Genomic DNA, 17,670 nt, shown 5'->3' with positions numbered 1-17,670 from the left:
CATAACTTATAATTCATAACCCTTAAAAATTACAAGAAAATATGTACCTTTGCGCCACTTTTTTATGACTGACTATATCAGGTAGAGATTTGTTTAATTAGTTTGGATAAAGTAAGAAACGCTTATGCAAAAGTCCGACTGCATCATCAGTGTAGAGCACGTATCAAAGTTCTTCGGAGATAAAGCCGTACTGAATGATGTAAATTTGTCTGTCCGTAAGGGCGAGTTTGTAACGATATTGGGACCGTCCGGTTGCGGAAAGACGACGTTGTTGCGTCTGATTGCAGGCTTCCAGACTGCTTCGGAAGGAGTGATTACCATTGCAGGGAAAGACATCACACAGACACCTCCCCACCGCCGTCCGGTAAATACTGTATTCCAAAAGTATGCCTTGTTCCCACATCTCAATGTATTTAATAACATAGCTTTCGGTCTCAAGCTGAAGAAGCTGCCCGCCACCACTATCGAAAAGAAAGTGAAACAGGCGCTCCGTATGGTAGGCATGACCGACTATGAGGATCGCGACGTGGATTCCCTCTCCGGCGGACAGCAACAGCGTGTTGCCATAGCCCGCGCCATCGTCAACGAGCCCGAAGTGCTGCTCCTTGATGAACCCCTTGCCGCCCTCGACCTGAAAATGCGCAAGGATATGCAAATGGAACTGAAAGAGATGCACCAAAAGCTGGGCATCACTTTCGTATATGTCACCCACGACCAGGAAGAAGCCCTTACGCTGAGCGACACCATTGTCGTAATGAGTGAAGGCAAAATACAGCAAATCGGTACTCCGATAGACATCTACAACGAACCAACCAACTCTTTTGTAGCCGACTTCATCGGCGAAAGTAACATTTTGAACGGTGTAATGGTGCACGACCAGCTCGTCGCATTCTGCGGGCACGAATTTGACTGTGTGGATGCAGGCTTCGGAGAACAGGCACAGGTGGATGTAGTTATCCGTCCGGAAGACATCTACATTTTCGACCCTTCTGATGCGGCACAGCTGATGGGAACCGTAACAAGTTCCATCTTCAAAGGCGTACACTACGAGATGCTGGTGCAGACCCGTGAAGGCTACGAATTGATGGTACAGGATTATCACTGCTTTGAAGCCGGCAGGGAGGTGGGCTTACTGGTAAAGCCCTTCGACATCCACGTAATGAAGAAAGAACGCACCTGCAATACCTTCGAAGGAAAACTTTTGGATGAAACACATGTGGAATTCTTGGGTTGCAGCTTCGAGTGCAGTCCGGTACGCGACATACAACCCGAAATACCCGTAAAGGTAGAAGTGGACTTCCAAAACGTTATCCTCGAAGACAACGAAGAAGACGGACGACTGACGGGCGAAGTGAAATTTATCCTCTACAAAGGGAATCATTACCACCTGACTGTGTTTACTGATTGGGACGAAGATATCTTCGTAGACACCAACGATGTATGGGATGACGGAGACAGAGTGGGAATACGGATTGCACCCGAGAATATACGGGTGAAAAAAGGTGATAAGATAATAGAGTGACAAGGCGATAAATTAATATGTGATGTTAAGTAAGTTATCTTCTTTTTTCATGCGGCGGCGCAATTGGACAGTTCCCTATGCACTGTTTCTGCTGATATTTGTGATAGTGCCGCTCCTGTTGATTGTACTATATGCCTTTACGGATGCCGAGGGAGCTTTTACCTTTGCCAACTTCCGCAAATTCATGATGCATCCGGAGGCAATGAATACATTTGTGTACTCTATCGGCATAGCCATCATCACGACACTGACATGCCTGTTGCTGGGCTATCCTGCGGCATATATCCTCAGTCAGAAACAGTTTAACACTTCGCAGACGATGGTGGTGCTTTTCATACTGCCCATGTGGGTGAACATACTGATACGTACACTTGCCACCGTAGCGCTGTTCGACTTTCTGAACCTGCCGCTGGGTGAAGGTGCGCTCGTGTTCGGCATGGTGTACAACTTCCTGCCCTTCATGATATATCCCATCTACAATACATTACAGAAGATGGATCACAACCTCATAGAAGCCGCTCAAGACCTCGGAGCCAACCCGTTGCAAGTATTCGGTAAAGTGATACTGCCTCTTTCCATGCCGGGCATCATGAGCGGTATAGTAATGGTATTTATGCCTACGGTGAGTACCTTTGCCATTGCCGAACTGCTGACGATGAACAATATCAAACTCTTTGGAACGACCGTGCAAGAGAATATTTACAACGGAATGTGGAACTACGGTGCAGCCTTGTCGCTCATCATGCTATTGCTGATAGGCGTCACCATCCTCTTTACTAACGAGGAGGACGGCGCATCCAATGAAAGCGGAGGTGTGATATGATGACACGTATTCTTGCCAAAGGCTACCTGTGGCTGCTGCTTGCGCTGCTCTACTCGCCTATACTTATTATAATGATATTCTCGTTCACTGAAGCCAAAGTGCTGGGTAACTGGACAGGATTCTCCACGAAGCTGTACAGTTCACTCTTTACAGGTGGTATGCACCATTCTCTGATGAACGCCATTTGGAACACTTTTGCCATCGCTATATTAGCTGCTACCGCCAGTACGGCGTTGGGCAGCATCGCAGCTATCGGCATCTTCAACCTGCGTACACGTACACGCCAAGTGATGAACTTCGCTAATGCCATTCCGATGATGAATGCGGACATCATTACGGGTGTGTCACTGTTCTTGTTGTTTGTCAGTTTCGGTATTTCTCAGGGATTCACCACAGTAGTACTGGCGCACATCACGTTCTGTACCCCTTACGTGGTGTTGAGCGTAATGCCCCGTCTGAAAAAGATGAACCAAAATGTATATGAAGCTGCCCTCGACCTTGGAGCCACTCCTTTTCAGGCATTGCGCAAAGTAATTCTGCCGGAGATATTTCCGGGAATGATAAGCGGATTTATACTTGCTTTTACGCTCTCTATCGATGATTTCGCGGTAACCATATTCACTATTGGAAACGAAGGGCTGGAAACGCTTTCTACCTATATCTACGCTGATGCGCGCAAAGGAGGACTGACACCGGAACTGCGTCCCCTGTCCACCATAATTTTCATTACAGTGTTGGTGTTGCTGATTGTCATCAACAAACGTGCGGAACGTGCGCAGAAAAATTAAAATATAGCCAAGATAAACTTGCCAAACGAAAACAATGAAACGATTTACAGACATATTTCTTCTTCTCTGCTTTATCCTCACAGCCGTTTCCTGTAAGGACTCGGGCGAGGAGCGCAGCCACGTACTGAAAGTCTACAACTGGGCGGACTACATCGACGAAGATGTGCTTGCCGAATTTCCTGCTTGGTATAAACAGCAAACGGGTGAGGATATCCGTCTCGTTTACCAAGTGTTCGACATTAACGAAATAATGCTCACCAAAATAGAGCGTGGTCATGAGGATTTTGACGTGGTGTGCCCTTCGGAGTACATCATCGAACGAATGCTGAAAAAGAACCTTCTCCTTCCTATCAACCGCAATTTCGGCAAAACTCCGGATTACCTGCCCAACATCTCCCCCTACATCCGTCGGGAGCTGAACAAGACCAGTCAACCGGGACGTATCACCACCGACTATGCAGTACCTTATATGTGGGGTACAGCCGGCATCCTCTACAACCGTAGTTTCATCACTCTTGACGAAGCCGGCAGCTGGCATTGCCTGTGGAACTCCAAGAACAAGGGCAAAATCCTGATGAAAGACAGCTACCGCGATGCCTACGGAACCGCCATTATCTACGCCCATGCCCGCCAGCTTGCTGACAGTATTGTAACCGTAGAGCAACTTATGAATGACAATTCCTCACAGACCATAGTCCTTGCCGAGAAATATCTGAAAGCTATGAAACCCAACATATCCGGTTGGGAAGCAGACTTTGGCAAAGAGATGATGACCAAGAACAAGACCTGGCTCAACCTCACTTGGAGCGGTGACGCCGTATGGGCCATTGAAGAAGCCGGAGCAGTAGGCGTGGACCTTGCCTATGAAGTGCCGCGTGAGGGCAGTAATATATGGTATGACGGTTGGGTAATCCCCAAATACGCACGCAATCCAAAGGCTGCCTCCTACTTCATTAACTATCTCTGTCAACCAGATATCGCCCTGCGCAACATGGATGCTATAGGCTACGTAAGTGCTGTTGCCACTCCCGAAATTATGGAAGCCAAGCGGGACACTTCCATTGAGACGCGCTCCGACCTCAGCTACTTTTTTGGTGAAGGTGTAGGTGCAGACAGTCTGCAAATAAACCCCGTACAATATCCCGACAGAAAAGTAGTGGAACGCTGTGCCATGATACGTGACTTCGGCGACCGTACTGAACTCGTACTCGAGATGTGGAGCCGCGTGAAAGGAGACAACCTCAACACCGGTATCGTATTGCTGATATTTTCTGTATTCGGAGTATTATTCATTTGGTTGGTGTACGGCAAGATACGCAAGTACAAGCACAAACAGCGCCACCACCGGAGACGGAAATCACAACGCTGAAATCATAATTTATAAATCTTAAATCATAAATCTGAAAATGCTTACTCAAATTATTAACGGACGCATATTCACCCCGCAAGGCTGGCTGAATGAAGGTTCCGTCCTGATGCGCGACGGAAAAATTCTCGAAGTGACTAACTGCGACCTCGCCCTTATCGGCGCACGGCTCATTGATGCCAAAGGTATGTACATCGTGCCCGGTTTTGTCTGTATGCACGCACATGGCGGTGGCGGACACGACTTCAATGAATGTACAGAAGAAGCGTTCCGCAACATCATCAATGCACACCTCAATCATGGTGCTACGAGCTTCTACCCTACTATTTCCTCTTCTCCGTTCAGCAAGCTGCACCAGGCTGCCCAAGTGTGCGAACAGCTTATGTCAGAGCCTGACAGCCCCGTATTGGGACTTCACATCGAAGGTCCCTACCTCAACAAAAAAATGGCTGGTGAACAGTTTGCCGACCAAGTAAAAGAGATTGACGAACAAGAATACCGGGAACTTGTAGAAAGTACCCGTTGTATCCGTCGATGGGATGCTTCCCCCGAATTGCCCGGTGCACTGGAGTTTGCAAGTTACCTGCGCGAAAAAGGCATATTGGCAGCCGTATCGCACACCGAAGCCGAATATGATGGCATCCGTGCCGCCTACGATGCCGGATTCACCCATGCCGCACACTTTTACAATGCCATGCCGGGCTTCCACAAACGCCGCGAATACAAGTACGAGGGCACTGTGGAGAGCGTCTACCTGACCGATGGCATGACCATTGAACTCATCGCCGACGGCATCCACCTGCCATCCACCATCCTAAGATTGGCATATAAGCTGAAAGGCGTGGAACATACCTGTCTCGTAACGGATGCCCTCTCCTGCGCTGCCACCGAAGGTAAGGAAATCAACGATCCCCGCTATATCATTGAGGACGGTGTATGCAAACTTGCCGACCGGTCTTCTCTGGCAGGCAGTATTGCTACTATGGATGTGTTGGTACGTACCATGACAAAAGCCGGTATCCCGTTGGGAGACGCCTTACGTATGGCTTCTGAAACTCCGGCACGTATTATGGGAGTGTACGACCGGAAAGGTTCTCTGCAGAAAGATAAGGATGCCGACATCCTGATATTGGATAAGGAACTGAACATACGTGCTGTATGGCAAGCGGGGAAACTGGTGCAAGAGAGTTTCTTGAATTATAAGTAAACTAATTCGCAATACCGTGCTTGGAGCAAAAAATCTGACTCAAGGACCTATCAATCGCCAGCTGTTCAGTCTGGCGATGCCTATTATGGCCACTTCCTTTATCCAAATGGCATACAGCCTGACGGACATGGCTTGGGTGGGCAGATTGGGCAGTGAGGCGGTTGCAGCAGTAGGTGCGGTAGGTATTCTCACATGGATGTCAGGTTCTATTGCCTTGCTGAACAAGGTAGGATCGGAAGTCAGCGTGGCACAGTCCATCGGAGCGAAAAACCAGGAAGACGCACGTGCGTTCGCCTCGCACAACATCAGCATTGCATTACTTATTTCCGTATGCTGGGGCGGACTGTTATTTGCTTTCGCCCAGCCCATCATGCGCCTTTTCGAGTTGGAAACATATATCACCGACAATGCCGTAACTTATTTGCGCATCGTGTCGACGGCATTACCCTTTGTCTTTCTGTCCGCCGCCTTTACGGGTATCTACAACGCATCAGGGCGCAGCAAGACACCGTTCTACATTAGCGGAACAGGACTTGTGATGAACATCTTGCTCGACCCTCTCTTTATCTTCGGCTTCGGTTGGGGAACGGTGGGAGCAGCACTTGCTACATGGCTGTCCGAAGCTGCCGTATGCTTCATCTTCATCTACAAGCTCCGACAAAAAGATGATTTGCTCGGAGGATTTCCATTTTTCATCCGATTGAAAAAGAAGTACAGCAAGCGTATATTTAAGTTAGGGCTGCCTGTTGCTACACTAAACACACTGTTTGCCTTTGTCAATATGTTCCTCTCACGTACGGCAGCTGAACAAGGCGGGCATATCGGACTTATGGCTTTCACCACAGGCGGACAAATAGAAGCTATCACTTGGAATACGTCACAAGGCTTCTCTACGGGACTCAGTGCCTTCATAGCACAAAATTATGCCGCCGGACAGAAAGCACGTGTATGGCAGGCATGGAAGACGACGCTTTGGATGACGGGGGTATTCGGCACACTCTGTTCGCTACTATTCATCTTCTATGGCAGCGAGGTATTCTCGGTTTTCGTACCCGAAGAAGCCGCTTACCGCACTGGAGGTAACTTTCTGCGCATCGACGGTTACTCACAATTGTTCATGATGCTGGAAATAACCATGCAAGGTGTATTTTACGGCATAGGGCGCACTGTACCGCCGGCTATCGTTAGTATAGGATGCAACTATATGCGTATTCCGGTAGCTTTGGTACTTGTGCAAATGGGGTTTGGAGTGGATGCAATTTGGTGGGCGGTAAGCAGCACTACCATTGCCAAAGGATTGATTCTGACGGGGTGGTTTATATTTATTAAAAGGAAAATTCTCTAAAAAAAGTACAACGGTAAACTTTTTGGTGTCAACGAATGTATTATATACATAAATTTGTATCAGTAAAACTTGAACCAATTAAAAAATAGAAGTATGAAGAAAATGAAATTTACAGCATTCTTGCTGAGCAGTGCTATATTACTGGGTAGTTGCAGCACCATGAATAATACAACAAAAGGTGGAATCATCGGTGGAGGTTCGGGTGCAGCGGCAGGAGCCATTATTGGCGGATTGTTCGGTAAGGGAAAAGGTGCGGCTATCGGTGCCGCAGTGGGTGCCGCAGTGGGTACGGGTGCAGGTGTGGCAATCGGTCATAAGATGGACAAGAAAGCTGCCGAAGCCGCCAAAATTGAAGGTGCACAGGTGGAAATGGTGAAAGATGCCAACAATCTGGATGCTGTAAAGGTAACATTCGATTCCGGTATTCTGTTTGCCTTTAACTCCTCTACACTGAGTAACGATGCCAAAGCTTCCCTGCGCGACCTTGCCAAGATTTTGAAGGAAGACACCACTACGGACATCGCAATAATAGGCCATACCGATAAGGTCGGTACATACGAAGCCAATATGAAAGTTTCCAAGAACCGCGCCTATACCGTAGAGAATTATTTGCAGGATTGTGGCGTGTCTCCTTCACAATTTAAACAAGTGGAAGGTGTGGGATATAATGAATACGATGAAAGTTTGTCTGCCAGCCAAAACCGTCGGGTGGTGATATTCATGTATGCCAGTGAACAGATGATTAGGAATGCGGAAGCAGGGAAATGACAATTAAGCGGCAAAGCCGCTTAATTAGTTTTCATTAACCGAATACATATGAAATTCTCCAAACCTCTGCGGATAATCCGCAACCTGTTGTTTTTTTTCTTTATATCCACTACCGTTATGGTAGTGGTTTATCGTTTTGTACCGGTATACATCACTCCATTAATGGTTATTCGAAGCGTACAGCAGATGTTTAAGGGAGAAAGTCCCGTATGGCATCACGAGTGGGTAGCGTTCGACAAAATCTCCTCTCATCTGCCTATGGCCGTTATCGCTTCGGAGGACAATCGCTTTGCCACCCATAACGGCTTCGATTTCATTGAGATACAGAAAGCTATGAAAGAAAACGAAAAACGCAAACGGAAACGCGGGGCAAGCACCATTAGTCAGCAGACGGCAAAGAATGTATTCCTATGGCCTCAGTCTTCATGGATTCGCAAAGGTTTTGAAGTCTACTTCACGTGGATGATAGAACTTTTCTGGTCGAAAGAACGGATTATGACGGTCTATCTCAATTCCATCGAAATGGGTAAAAACATTTATGGAGCACAAGCCACTGCCAAATACAAATTCCACACCACTGCAGCCAAACTCACAGCCGGACAGTGCGCACTGATTGCCGCAACTTTACCCAACCCTATACGTTTTGACTCTGCACACCCTTCAAGTTACATACTGAAAAGGCAAGGACAGATACTGCGATTGATGAAACTCATACCGAAATTTCCGGAAGAGAAAGTCTCTGCTTTTAAGAAAAAAAGAAATAAAAAAAAGTTTTTCTTGTGAAGAAATAAGAATTTTCTTATTTTTGTAATAGGCAAATAAAAAAGAACAAATAGAAAACAATAAATTTAGTTTATAATACATCAGAAAAACAATTACTAGTATATATTATTATACACATAATGATAAACATTGGCAAACTGATAGAAACTGAGTTACATCGTCAAGAACGTACCGCAAGTTGGTTCGCAAAGAAATTATATTGCGATCGTACCAATGTGTATTCCATCTTTAAAAGACAAAGTTTAGACACAGATTTATTAATGCGCATTTGTTATATATTAAATCATGACTTCTTCCAATATTACTCCGCCGAGCTAAAAGATTCTCCCCTCCTTCCTGTCGATAATAAAAATGATTCAGAATAATATACGTTTCTTGTAGAATATTACACAACACTTCTGTGTAAATAAAAACCACAAAAAGACAAAGTTTTTCAATCTAATAGAATTTATCTTTGTGCCGTTTTAATATTAATTTCAAAAAAAAACAATATGAAAAACTTTGAACTTAAATTTTGGATGTCATGCATAATGTTGGCATTATGTGTTGGTTTTACTTCTTGTGGTGATGACGACGAAGGTGGTATTGCCGGAGATGCCAACGAACTAATCATTGGTACTTGGGAATCTACTTGGATGAAAGGTTGGGAAAAGTATCTGGATGATGATGATAAGTGGAAAACCGATAGCTATGACGGAGCCTACACCGAAGATACCTATATTTTCAAAAAAGGTGGTACAGGAACTTACAAATATAGCTATGACGGATATTCCGATGAATACGAAATCACTTGGAAGATTAAAGACAACAACAAACTTATTATCACAGAGTATGGGTATGATGAGGAATACACTATTACAACCTTAAATACCAATACAGCTGTTATTGTATGGCATGATAAAGACGAAGATGGTGAGGAAGAATATACAGAAATTACTTTTAAAAAGAAATAATCATTTAAGAGTAACTGTTTCTCTTACTTCTCATACGCAAGGAGTATAAAACAAGAAGCCTCGCATTTGGAATCCAAATGCGAGGCTTTATCATTCAATATCTTTAGATTTTCATAAAGAAACTACAGGTTATCAATAAGCATGTCCCCCTTCTTCCTGCATCTCCTGCACATCAATCTTTTTCTTGTCGATGCTGCGCCATGCGTAGAATATATAAGCAAGCACAAAAGGAACCAAAATAGAAACATATGCCATTACTCTCAGTGTGAACTGGCTGGAACAGCTGTTTGCCAGTGTAAGCGAGCTTTGCAAATCGGCGGTAGAGGGATAATAGGCAGTATTGTTATAGCCCGCCACAAGCAACAAAGCCAATACCGTAAGCACCGTACCTATGCCGGCAAACCATATTCCTTTGTCGAAAGCGGGCTTCCACAGCGTACGGATAATTCCCCAAAGCACAGCAAGCACACCTGCAAGAAATACAATCAGCACTGCGGGCATCTCGATGAAATTCGTCAGGTACTTATAGGGTTCCATAAATACCTCTCCGCTTTCCGGATTTACCGCATAACCTTCGGCAAGCAACGTACGGATTACGAATGCCAAAAAGAATACTAAGAACAATCCCGTATTACCCCACAACGCACGACGGCAACGCTTCACCAAATCCGCGTCGCTGATATTATTAATGAAATAGAGAGAGCCGAGAATACGCGCCAGGAAGAATACCGCCAGTCCCAGTACCACATTCCAAGGGTTGAGCAACGCATCCAAACCATGTCCCGCATTGGCCCAACTACTGATAACAGGCATCACCGTATCAGCTATATTGCTCTTATTAATATAGAACTCCGATCCCGTAAAGAATGTTGCCACAGCGCCTCCCAACAACACTGGACCTACCACTCCGTTTATCACCAAAAAAGCACGGTACGTTGTTTTACCCAACAGGTTGCCCGCTTTTGACTGGAACTCATAGCTGACAGCTTGCAACACAAAAGTAAACAATATAATCATCCACAGCCAGTATGCTCCGCCGAAACTTGTGCTGTAAAACAACGGGAACGATGCAAAAAACGCACCACCGAACGTTACAAGCGTAGTAAATGTAAACTCCCACTTCCGCCCCGTAGAATTAATTATCATCTTGCGTTGCTCCTCCGTCTTGCCCAGACAGAATATCAACGAATTACCACCCTGCACAAACAGCAGGAAAACCAGTATAGCTCCCAACAGGGATACTACAAACCACCAATATTGTTGAAGAAATATATAAGTACTCATAATTTAAAATATGATAAAGTTATAATGTGATAGAGTGACAAGGTATCACCTTTTATCCTCTTCCTTCCGGTCCTTTCCGTATCGCCTTCAACATAATGCCCACTTCCGCAATCAGCATAATGGTGAACAACACGAGGAAGATAAAGAACGTTATCTGCACCGAGCCAACATCCAGTTTGGAGATAGCGGCACTGGTAGGCAGCATATCCTGAATGGCCCACGGCTGACGTCCGCATTCGGCTACTACCCAGCCTGCCTGTCCTGCAATATAGCCCAGCGGAATGGTCAGCATTGCCACCCAATGCATCCAGCGCATCTGTGACAAGTCTTTCTTATAGGCAAGAACCAAAATTACGATGAAGAATAGGATGAAGTATCCGCCCAATATCACCATGACACGGAACATATAGAATGTAAGCGGTACGTTGGGAACCAGTTCATTTACATCTTTAATATATCCATAACCGAAATACGCCACATTCTCTTTCAGTACTTTGGCTGCCACCTGCGCTTCGGCATCATTGCCCGCAGCTTTAGCCTTTCGATAGGCGGAGAAAGCTCCGATGGCCGTCTTTCCCTTTTCAATCTTTTCCTCGGCGGAGAGTGCAGTCGTTCCGTCTTTCAGAGGATATCCGCCCTTCAACAAATCATTGATGCCCGGTACAAAAGCCTTTGAATCACGTTCGGCAAGCAAAGAAAGGAATTTGGGAATCTCCATACGGAAAAGAAAAGCATCTTTTCCGTCATCAGCCGTTTCCTTTTCAGGATTAAGAATACCGAATGCCACCAACCCGGCACCTTCCCGTCCCTGATAGTAACCTTCCATGGCAGCCAGCTTCATAGGCTGTTTTTGCGCCACCTGATAACCGGAACCGTCACCTGTCCATGCGGAAAGTATGGCAGCACACAGTCCCACCCAGGCAGCTATCTTTATGCTTGACAAGGCAAACTTCTTCTCACGATTTTTCCACAAATACCAACAACTTACACCTACCACAAACACAGCAGCCAGCACCCAGCCGGACAATATACTGTGGAAAAACTTGTTGACAGCCATCGGTGAAGTAGCCACAGCCCAAAAGTCCACCATCTCATTGCGGGCAGTATCGGGATTGAACTCCATACCCACCGGATTCTGCATCCAAGCGTTTGCCACCAGAATCCACCAAGCGGAAATAGTGGCTCCCAGTCCTGTAAGCCAAGTAGAAGCAAGGTGGAAACGTTTGCTCACCTTGTCCCAGCCGAAGAACATCACCGCTATGAACGTGGCCTCCATAAAGAACGCCAAGATACCTTCGATAGCAAGCGGAGCACCGAAAATATCGCCCACAAACCAGCTGTAGTTACTCCAGTTCGTACCGAATTCAAACTCCAGAATCAATCCCGTAGCCACACCTATGGCGAAATTGATGCCGAAGAGCTTCATCCAGAACTTGGCAGTGTGTTTCCAAAACTCGTCACCCGTACGGTAATACGCCGTTTCCATGATGCCCATAATTACCGCCAGTCCTAAAGTAAGCGGCACAAAAATCCAATGATAGATAGCGGTCAAGGCAAATTGCGCTCTCGACCAGTCAATCAGAGAAGTGTCAATGTTTTCAAGCATGAGAATTAAATGTTAATTATTAAGTGTTACATATAAGAGAGGTATAAATAATCACTATTCCCCTCCTGCCCGCAGTATCAGTTCCCGACTGACATAATCTTCCTTATCAGCGCCTACCGCAGCTTTATTCAGATAGTTAGGAAAGAAGAAAAGACGGAGGATGAAAAACATGATAAATAGTTTGATTGCGATTATCAGCCACAAAGTACGCCCTAATGTCATACTTCGGAAGCCTTCAAGATAGAATCGCCAGATACCGGTTACGAGGTTTCTCATAGGAGCTTAATTTATAATCATTACAAATATAAAATACTTTTATATAAATAACAAATAAAAGCCTAAAAAGTTAATTATCGGCAGAAAAAAGTAATCAGCCGACACAAATCCGGTCAACATCTATTGTTTTTGCGGCTTTCAAGAGCGCCGCATACCTTTGTCAAAGTAAAAAACTATAGAACTTAGGTAATATGATAAACGTAAGAAGATTGACAATGGTGTCGCTGTGTGTGGCAAGTACTTGTACCTGCAATATAACGCTGCAGGCGCAAGATGCCGTCACCGGTGTACAGCAACAGGACAGCGTGCACGCACTTCCTGCACAATGGGATTTGCAGACTTGCATTGACTACGCTTTACAGCAGAACATCACCCTTCGCAAGAACCGTCTCAATGCTGAAAGTAGTGAAGTGGATGTAAAGACTGCCAAAGCAGCCCTCTTCCCCAGCCTTACGGCATCTGTAAGCCAACGTATTGTAAACCGTCCCAATAGCGAAGTCAGCACGATTATTGACGGTGACAACATCACCAGCAGCCAAAGCAAGACCAGCTATAACGGCAGCTACGGTATAGATGCCAATTGGACACTCTACAACGGCAGCAAGCGGCTGAACACCCTGAAACAACAACGCATGAACAACCGTATCGCCGAATTGAACGTAGCGGAAACAGAGAACAGTATCGAAGAAAGCATCACGCAGACCTATGTACAGATACTCTATGCCGCCGAAGCCGTCAAAGTGAACGAAGCAACCCTCGATGTCAGCCGGGCGGAATGCGAACGGGCACGTGCCTTGCTTGCAGCAGGAAGCATCGCCAAGAGCGACCTCGCCCAACTGGAAGCGCAAGTCAGTACAGACAAATATCAGTTGGTAACCGCACAAGCCACTCTGCAAGACTATAAGTTGCAACTGAAGCAGCTTCTCGAACTGGACGGCGAAGAAGAAATGAACCTCTACATCCCTACACTCGGCGATGAGAATGTATTGTCTCCGTTACCCTCAAAGACAGATGTATATCGTTCCGCCCTCACTTTACGTCCTGAAATCGAGGCAGGCAGACTGAACGTCAAGGCCTCGGAACTTGATATCAACATCGCCCGTTCCGGCTACATTCCCACCGTCAGTTTAAGTGCAGGCATAGGAAGCACCAACACCAACGGCAACGACTTCACCTTTGGTGAACAAATCAAACAGAATTGGAACAACTCACTGGGAGTAACTGTAAGCGTACCTATCTTCAACAACCGCCAAACCAAAAGCGCCGTACAGAAAGCCAAAATCCAGAAGCAATCCAGCGAACTGGACTTACTGGACAATCAGAAAGCCCTGTACAAGACCATTGAAGGATTGTGGCTGGATGCCAACAGTGCCCAGCAGCGTTATGTGGCTGCCATAGAGAAGCTGCGCAGCACACAAATCAGTTACGACCTCATTCAAGAGCAGTTCAACCTCGGCATGAAGAACACCGTGGAACTTCTGACAGAGAAGAGTAACCTACTCAGCGCACAGCAGGAAATGCTACAAGCCAAATACATGGCGATACTGAACACGCAACTGTTGATGTTTTATCAGGGAGAGAAGATTGCGCTCTAATAAATCTCCGAAAGTAAAAAGATATATCAAGTAAGATTAAACAAATCAATAAAGACATATAGAGTATGAACAAGAAGAAAATTATCCTCATCACTGCAATTGTCGTTGTAGTGGCCTGTGCAGGCTTCTGGCTCTTCGGCGGCTCCAAAGCCAAGCATAAGGTGACCTATGAGACAGCCACCGTAACCAAAGGTGAGATATCGGAATCGGTAACCGCCACCGGCACAATCGAACCGGTAACAGAAGTGGAAGTCGGCACGCAGGTCAGCGGCATCATCGACAAAATATATGCCGATTACAATTCCGTAGTCACCAAAGGCCAGCTAATAGCTGAAATGGACCGCGTGACACTGCAAAGCGAGGTGGCTTCACAACGTGCCGCATACAACGGTGCAAAAGCTGAATACGAGTATCAGAAAAAGAACTACGAACGCAACCGGGGATTGCACGAGAAACAACTCATCAGTGACACCGATTACGAGCAGTCTGTCTACAATTACGAGAAAGCCAAAAGCAACTACGAAAGCAGCCAGGCATCGCTGGCAAAGGCGGAGCGCAACCTGTCATACGCTACAATCACCTCGCCCATTGACGGGGTAGTCATCAACCGTGCGGTAGAAGAAGGACAGACGGTGGCATCCGGCTTTGAGACTCCTACCCTGTTTACCATTGCCGCCGACCTGACACAGATGCAGGTGGTGGCCGATGTGGATGAAGCCGATATAGGCGGTGTGGAAGAAGGGCAGCGCGTAACATTTACCGTAGATGCTTATCCTAACGATACGTTTGAAGGTACTGTAACGCAAATCCGTTTGGGAGAGGACAGTTCTACAAGCTCTACCGGCACATCCACAACAGTCGTTACCTACGAAGTGGTTATCTCCGCCCCCAACCCCGACCTGAAGCTGAAACCTCGTCTGACGGCGAATGTCACGATTTACACGCTCGACCGTAAAGATGTTCTTTCCGTTCCTGCGCGTGCTCTTCGCTTCACTCCCGAAAAGCCGCTTATCGGTGACGATGACATCGTGAAAGACTGTCATGGCGAGTACAAACTCTGGACTCGTGAAGGGAATACATTCACCGCGCATCCGGTAGTGGTGGGCATTTCCAACGGCATCAACACGGAAATTATCAGCGGCATCAATGAAGGCGCAGTGGTAGTGACTGAAGCCACCATAGGACGTATGCCGGGAGAAGGTGTAGCAGGTATGCCACAGGAAGCAAGCGGCGAGAAGAGCCCTTTCATGCCGGGTCCTCCGGGAGGAAACAAGAAGAAGAGTAAATGATAATTTTACAAACATATATCATTAATCATGAGCAAAGCCGTAATTGAACTTCAGAATATAAAGCGCAACTTCCATGTGGGAGACGAAACGGTACATGCACTGCGGGGCGTATCGTTTTCCATCAGTGAAGGAGAGTTCGTCACGATTATGGGTACATCCGGTTCGGGAAAGTCAACGTTGTTGAACATACTCGGCTGTCTGGACACACCTACGGTAGGCGAGTACCTGTTAGACGGTATCTCCGTCCGCACCATGAGCAAGTCCCAACGTGCCGTACTTCGCAACCGTAAAATCGGTTTCGTTTTCCAAAACTACAACTTGCTGCCCAAAACTACAGCCGTAGAGAACGTGGAATTGCCGTTGATGTACAACTCCTCCATATCGGCTTCCGAACGCCGCAAACGGGCTGTTGAAGCACTGAAAGCCGTAGGACTGGGCGACCGTCTGGAACACAAGTCCAATCAGATGTCCGGCGGTCAGATGCAACGTGTGGCCATTGCCCGCGCACTGGTGAACGATCCTGCCGTAATATTGGCAGACGAAGCCACCGGTAATCTGGACACACGAACCTCTTTCGAGATTCTGGTGCTTTTCCAAAAGCTGCATACCGAGGGACGTACCATCATCTTCGTAACGCACAATCCGGAGATAGCCCAATACAGCAGCCGCAACATCGTATTGCGCGACGGACAAGTGAAAGATGACAAAGTCAATCCCGATATTCTGAATGCCGCCGAGACATTGGCGGCATTGCCCAAGCAAGAGGATGATTAACACAGTTTCGTGTAAGACTAAAATAATTTCATAAAACAGTAAACTAATGAATGGAACCAACCTTTTCAAAATAGCTCTCCGGGCACTTGCCAACAATAAGCTGCGGGCATTCCTTACCATGTTGGGCATCATCATCGGTGTGGCATCCGTCATCACGATGCTCGCTATCGGGCAAGGTTCGAAGAAAAGTATTCAGGCGCAAATCTCCGAAATGGGCTCTAATATGATAATGATTCATCCGGGAGCGGATATGCGTGGCGGTGTCCGCCAAGACCCCAGTGCCATGCAGACACTAAAGCTTGCCGACTACGAGGCGCTACGCAACGAAACGAACTTCCTGTCTGCAGTCAGCCCCAACGTCTCCTCTTCGGGACAGCTTATCGCGGGCAACAACAACTACCCCTCTTCTGTAAGCGGCGTAGGTACGGACTATCTCGAAATCAGGCAGCTTACGGTGGACAACGGCACGATGTTTACCGAAACCGATATACAGACCTCCGCCAAAGTATGTGTCATCGGCAAGACGATACAGGATAATCTTTTCCCCAATGGAGAGGACCCCGTAGGACGCATTATCCGCTTCAACCAAGTGCCTTTCCGCGTGGTGGGTGTACTCAAGGCAAAAGGTTACAACAGTATGGGTATGGACCAAGACGACGTTGTACTTGCCCCTTACACCACCGTAATGAAGCGTTTGCTTGCTCAGACCTACCTGCAAGGCATCTTCGCCTCCGCACTCACCGAGGACATGACGGACAATGCCACCGATGAAATTACCAAAATTCTGCGTCGCAACCATAAGCTGAAAGACAATGACGACGATGATTTCACCATACGCAGCCAGCAGGAGCTCAGTTCGATGCTGAATACCACCACCGACCTGATGACCACGCTACTCGCCTGCATTGCAGGCATATCGCTGGTAGTAGGCGGCATCGGTATTATGAACATCATGTATGTGTCCGTAACGGAGCGCACCCGTGAAATCGGCTTGCGTATGAGTGTGGGTGCCAGAGGGGTGGATATTCTGTCGCAGTTCCTTATTGAAGCCATCCTTATCAGTATCACAGGCGGACTTATCGGTGTCATTATCGGCTGCGGTGCAAGCTGGATAGTGAAGAGTGTGGCTCATTGGCCCATTTACATACAAGCGTGGAGCGTGTTCCTCAGTTTCGCCGTTTGTACGGTGACGGGAGTGTTCTTCGGGTGGTATCCTGCCAAAAAAGCCGCAGACTTGGATCCGATAGAAGCTATACGGTATGAGTAATCGCTAAAAAAGACTATCTTTGCA

General features: G+C 46.8%; 16 protein-coding genes. 13 read left to right on the top strand and 3 right to left on the bottom strand.

Going from position 1 to position 17,670, the window contains the following annotated elements:
• The first annotated feature begins 124 nt into the window (after positions 1 to 124).
• The 9 genes from potA to DW121_RS10395 all read left to right on the top strand — a co-directional run bounded on the left by potA (position 125) and on the right by DW121_RS10395 (position 9,555).
• Entirely contained in the window at positions 125 to 1,522 is a 1,398-nt protein-coding gene (potA, locus tag DW121_RS10440) for a polyamine ABC transporter ATP-binding protein (protein ID WP_117710251.1), read from the top strand.
• 22 nt (positions 1,523 to 1,544) lie between these two features.
• Positions 1,545 to 2,345, top strand: coding sequence for an ABC transporter permease (locus DW121_RS10435; protein ID WP_117710252.1), 801 nt, complete (start codon positions 1,545 to 1,547; stop codon positions 2,343 to 2,345).
• The gene (locus DW121_RS10430; protein ID WP_117710253.1) at positions 2,342 to 3,133 is read left to right on the top strand and encodes an ABC transporter permease; all 792 of its coding nucleotides are present in this window, start codon (positions 2,342 to 2,344) and stop codon (positions 3,131 to 3,133) included. The genes DW121_RS10435 and DW121_RS10430 overlap by 4 nt, the downstream gene beginning before the upstream one ends.
• A gap of 34 nt (positions 3,134 to 3,167) precedes the next feature.
• Positions 3,168 to 4,502, top strand: coding sequence for an ABC transporter substrate-binding protein (locus DW121_RS10425; protein ID WP_118323718.1), 1,335 nt, complete (start codon positions 3,168 to 3,170; stop codon positions 4,500 to 4,502).
• A gap of 37 nt (positions 4,503 to 4,539) precedes the next feature.
• Positions 4,540 to 5,706: an N-acetylglucosamine-6-phosphate deacetylase gene (gene nagA / locus DW121_RS10420; protein ID WP_118323717.1), complete on the top strand. Its 1,167-nt coding sequence runs from the start codon at positions 4,540 to 4,542 to the stop codon at positions 5,704 to 5,706.
• Positions 5,707 to 5,722: 16 nt separating this feature from the next.
• Positions 5,723 to 7,051: an MATE family efflux transporter gene (locus DW121_RS10415; protein WP_117710256.1), complete on the top strand. Its 1,329-nt coding sequence runs from the start codon at positions 5,723 to 5,725 to the stop codon at positions 7,049 to 7,051.
• Between the two features lie 93 nt (positions 7,052 to 7,144).
• Positions 7,145 to 7,819 (top strand): OmpA family protein, encoded by a 675-nt coding sequence (locus DW121_RS10410; protein WP_118323716.1) that lies wholly within the window; start codon positions 7,145 to 7,147, stop codon positions 7,817 to 7,819.
• 48 nt (positions 7,820 to 7,867) lie between these two features.
• A complete protein-coding gene (gene mtgA, locus DW121_RS10405; protein ID WP_118323715.1) occupies positions 7,868 to 8,602 on the top strand; it encodes a monofunctional biosynthetic peptidoglycan transglycosylase in 735 nt (244 codons plus the stop codon).
• A 530-nt stretch (positions 8,603 to 9,132) separates the two neighbouring features.
• Entirely contained in the window at positions 9,133 to 9,555 is a 423-nt protein-coding gene (locus tag DW121_RS10395; protein WP_233514836.1) for a lipocalin family protein, read from the top strand.
• A 132-nt stretch (positions 9,556 to 9,687) separates the two neighbouring features.
• On the opposite strand, the gene DW121_RS10390 is transcribed toward DW121_RS10395, so the two are convergent.
• Genes DW121_RS10390 through DW121_RS10380 form a run of 3 tightly spaced genes read right to left on the bottom strand, consistent with a single transcriptional unit; the run spans position 9,688 to position 12,721 of the window.
• The gene (locus tag DW121_RS10390) at positions 9,688 to 10,839 is read right to left on the bottom strand and encodes a cytochrome d ubiquinol oxidase subunit II (protein WP_117710261.1); all 1,152 of its coding nucleotides are present in this window, start codon (positions 10,837 to 10,839) and stop codon (positions 9,688 to 9,690) included.
• A gap of 52 nt (positions 10,840 to 10,891) precedes the next feature.
• Complete coding sequence (locus DW121_RS10385; protein WP_117710262.1) at positions 10,892 to 12,445, bottom strand: cytochrome ubiquinol oxidase subunit I; 1,554 nt, start codon at positions 12,443 to 12,445, stop codon at positions 10,892 to 10,894.
• Positions 12,446 to 12,499: 54 nt separating this feature from the next.
• The gene (locus tag DW121_RS10380) at positions 12,500 to 12,721 is read right to left on the bottom strand and encodes a DUF4492 domain-containing protein (protein WP_117710263.1); all 222 of its coding nucleotides are present in this window, start codon (positions 12,719 to 12,721) and stop codon (positions 12,500 to 12,502) included.
• 191 nt (positions 12,722 to 12,912) lie between these two features.
• Between DW121_RS10380 and DW121_RS10375 the strand changes: the two genes are divergently transcribed.
• The 4 genes from DW121_RS10375 to DW121_RS10360 all read left to right on the top strand — a co-directional run bounded on the left by DW121_RS10375 (position 12,913) and on the right by DW121_RS10360 (position 17,646).
• A complete protein-coding gene (locus DW121_RS10375; protein ID WP_118323713.1) occupies positions 12,913 to 14,316 on the top strand; it encodes a TolC family protein in 1,404 nt (467 codons plus the stop codon).
• 65 nt (positions 14,317 to 14,381) lie between these two features.
• Positions 14,382 to 15,605 (top strand): efflux RND transporter periplasmic adaptor subunit, encoded by a 1,224-nt coding sequence (locus DW121_RS10370; protein WP_117710265.1) that lies wholly within the window; start codon positions 14,382 to 14,384, stop codon positions 15,603 to 15,605.
• 27 nt (positions 15,606 to 15,632) lie between these two features.
• Positions 15,633 to 16,379 carry an ABC transporter ATP-binding protein gene (locus DW121_RS10365; protein WP_118323712.1) on the top strand — a complete coding sequence of 249 codons (747 nt, stop codon included), beginning with the start codon at positions 15,633 to 15,635 and terminating at the stop codon, positions 16,377 to 16,379.
• A gap of 46 nt (positions 16,380 to 16,425) precedes the next feature.
• Positions 16,426 to 17,646, top strand: a complete 1,221-nt coding sequence (locus DW121_RS10360; RefSeq protein ID WP_117710267.1) for an ABC transporter permease — start codon at positions 16,426 to 16,428, stop codon at positions 17,644 to 17,646.
• Positions 17,647 to 17,670: the final 24 nt, after the last annotated feature.

Source organism: Bacteroides sp. AM10-21B, from assembly GCF_003472565.1.
Taxonomy (GTDB): domain Bacteria; phylum Bacteroidota; class Bacteroidia; order Bacteroidales; family Bacteroidaceae; genus Bacteroides; species Bacteroides propionicigenes.
The sequence above is the reverse complement of the archived record's forward strand: the minus strand, read 5'-3'. Positions and strand labels throughout refer to the sequence as shown.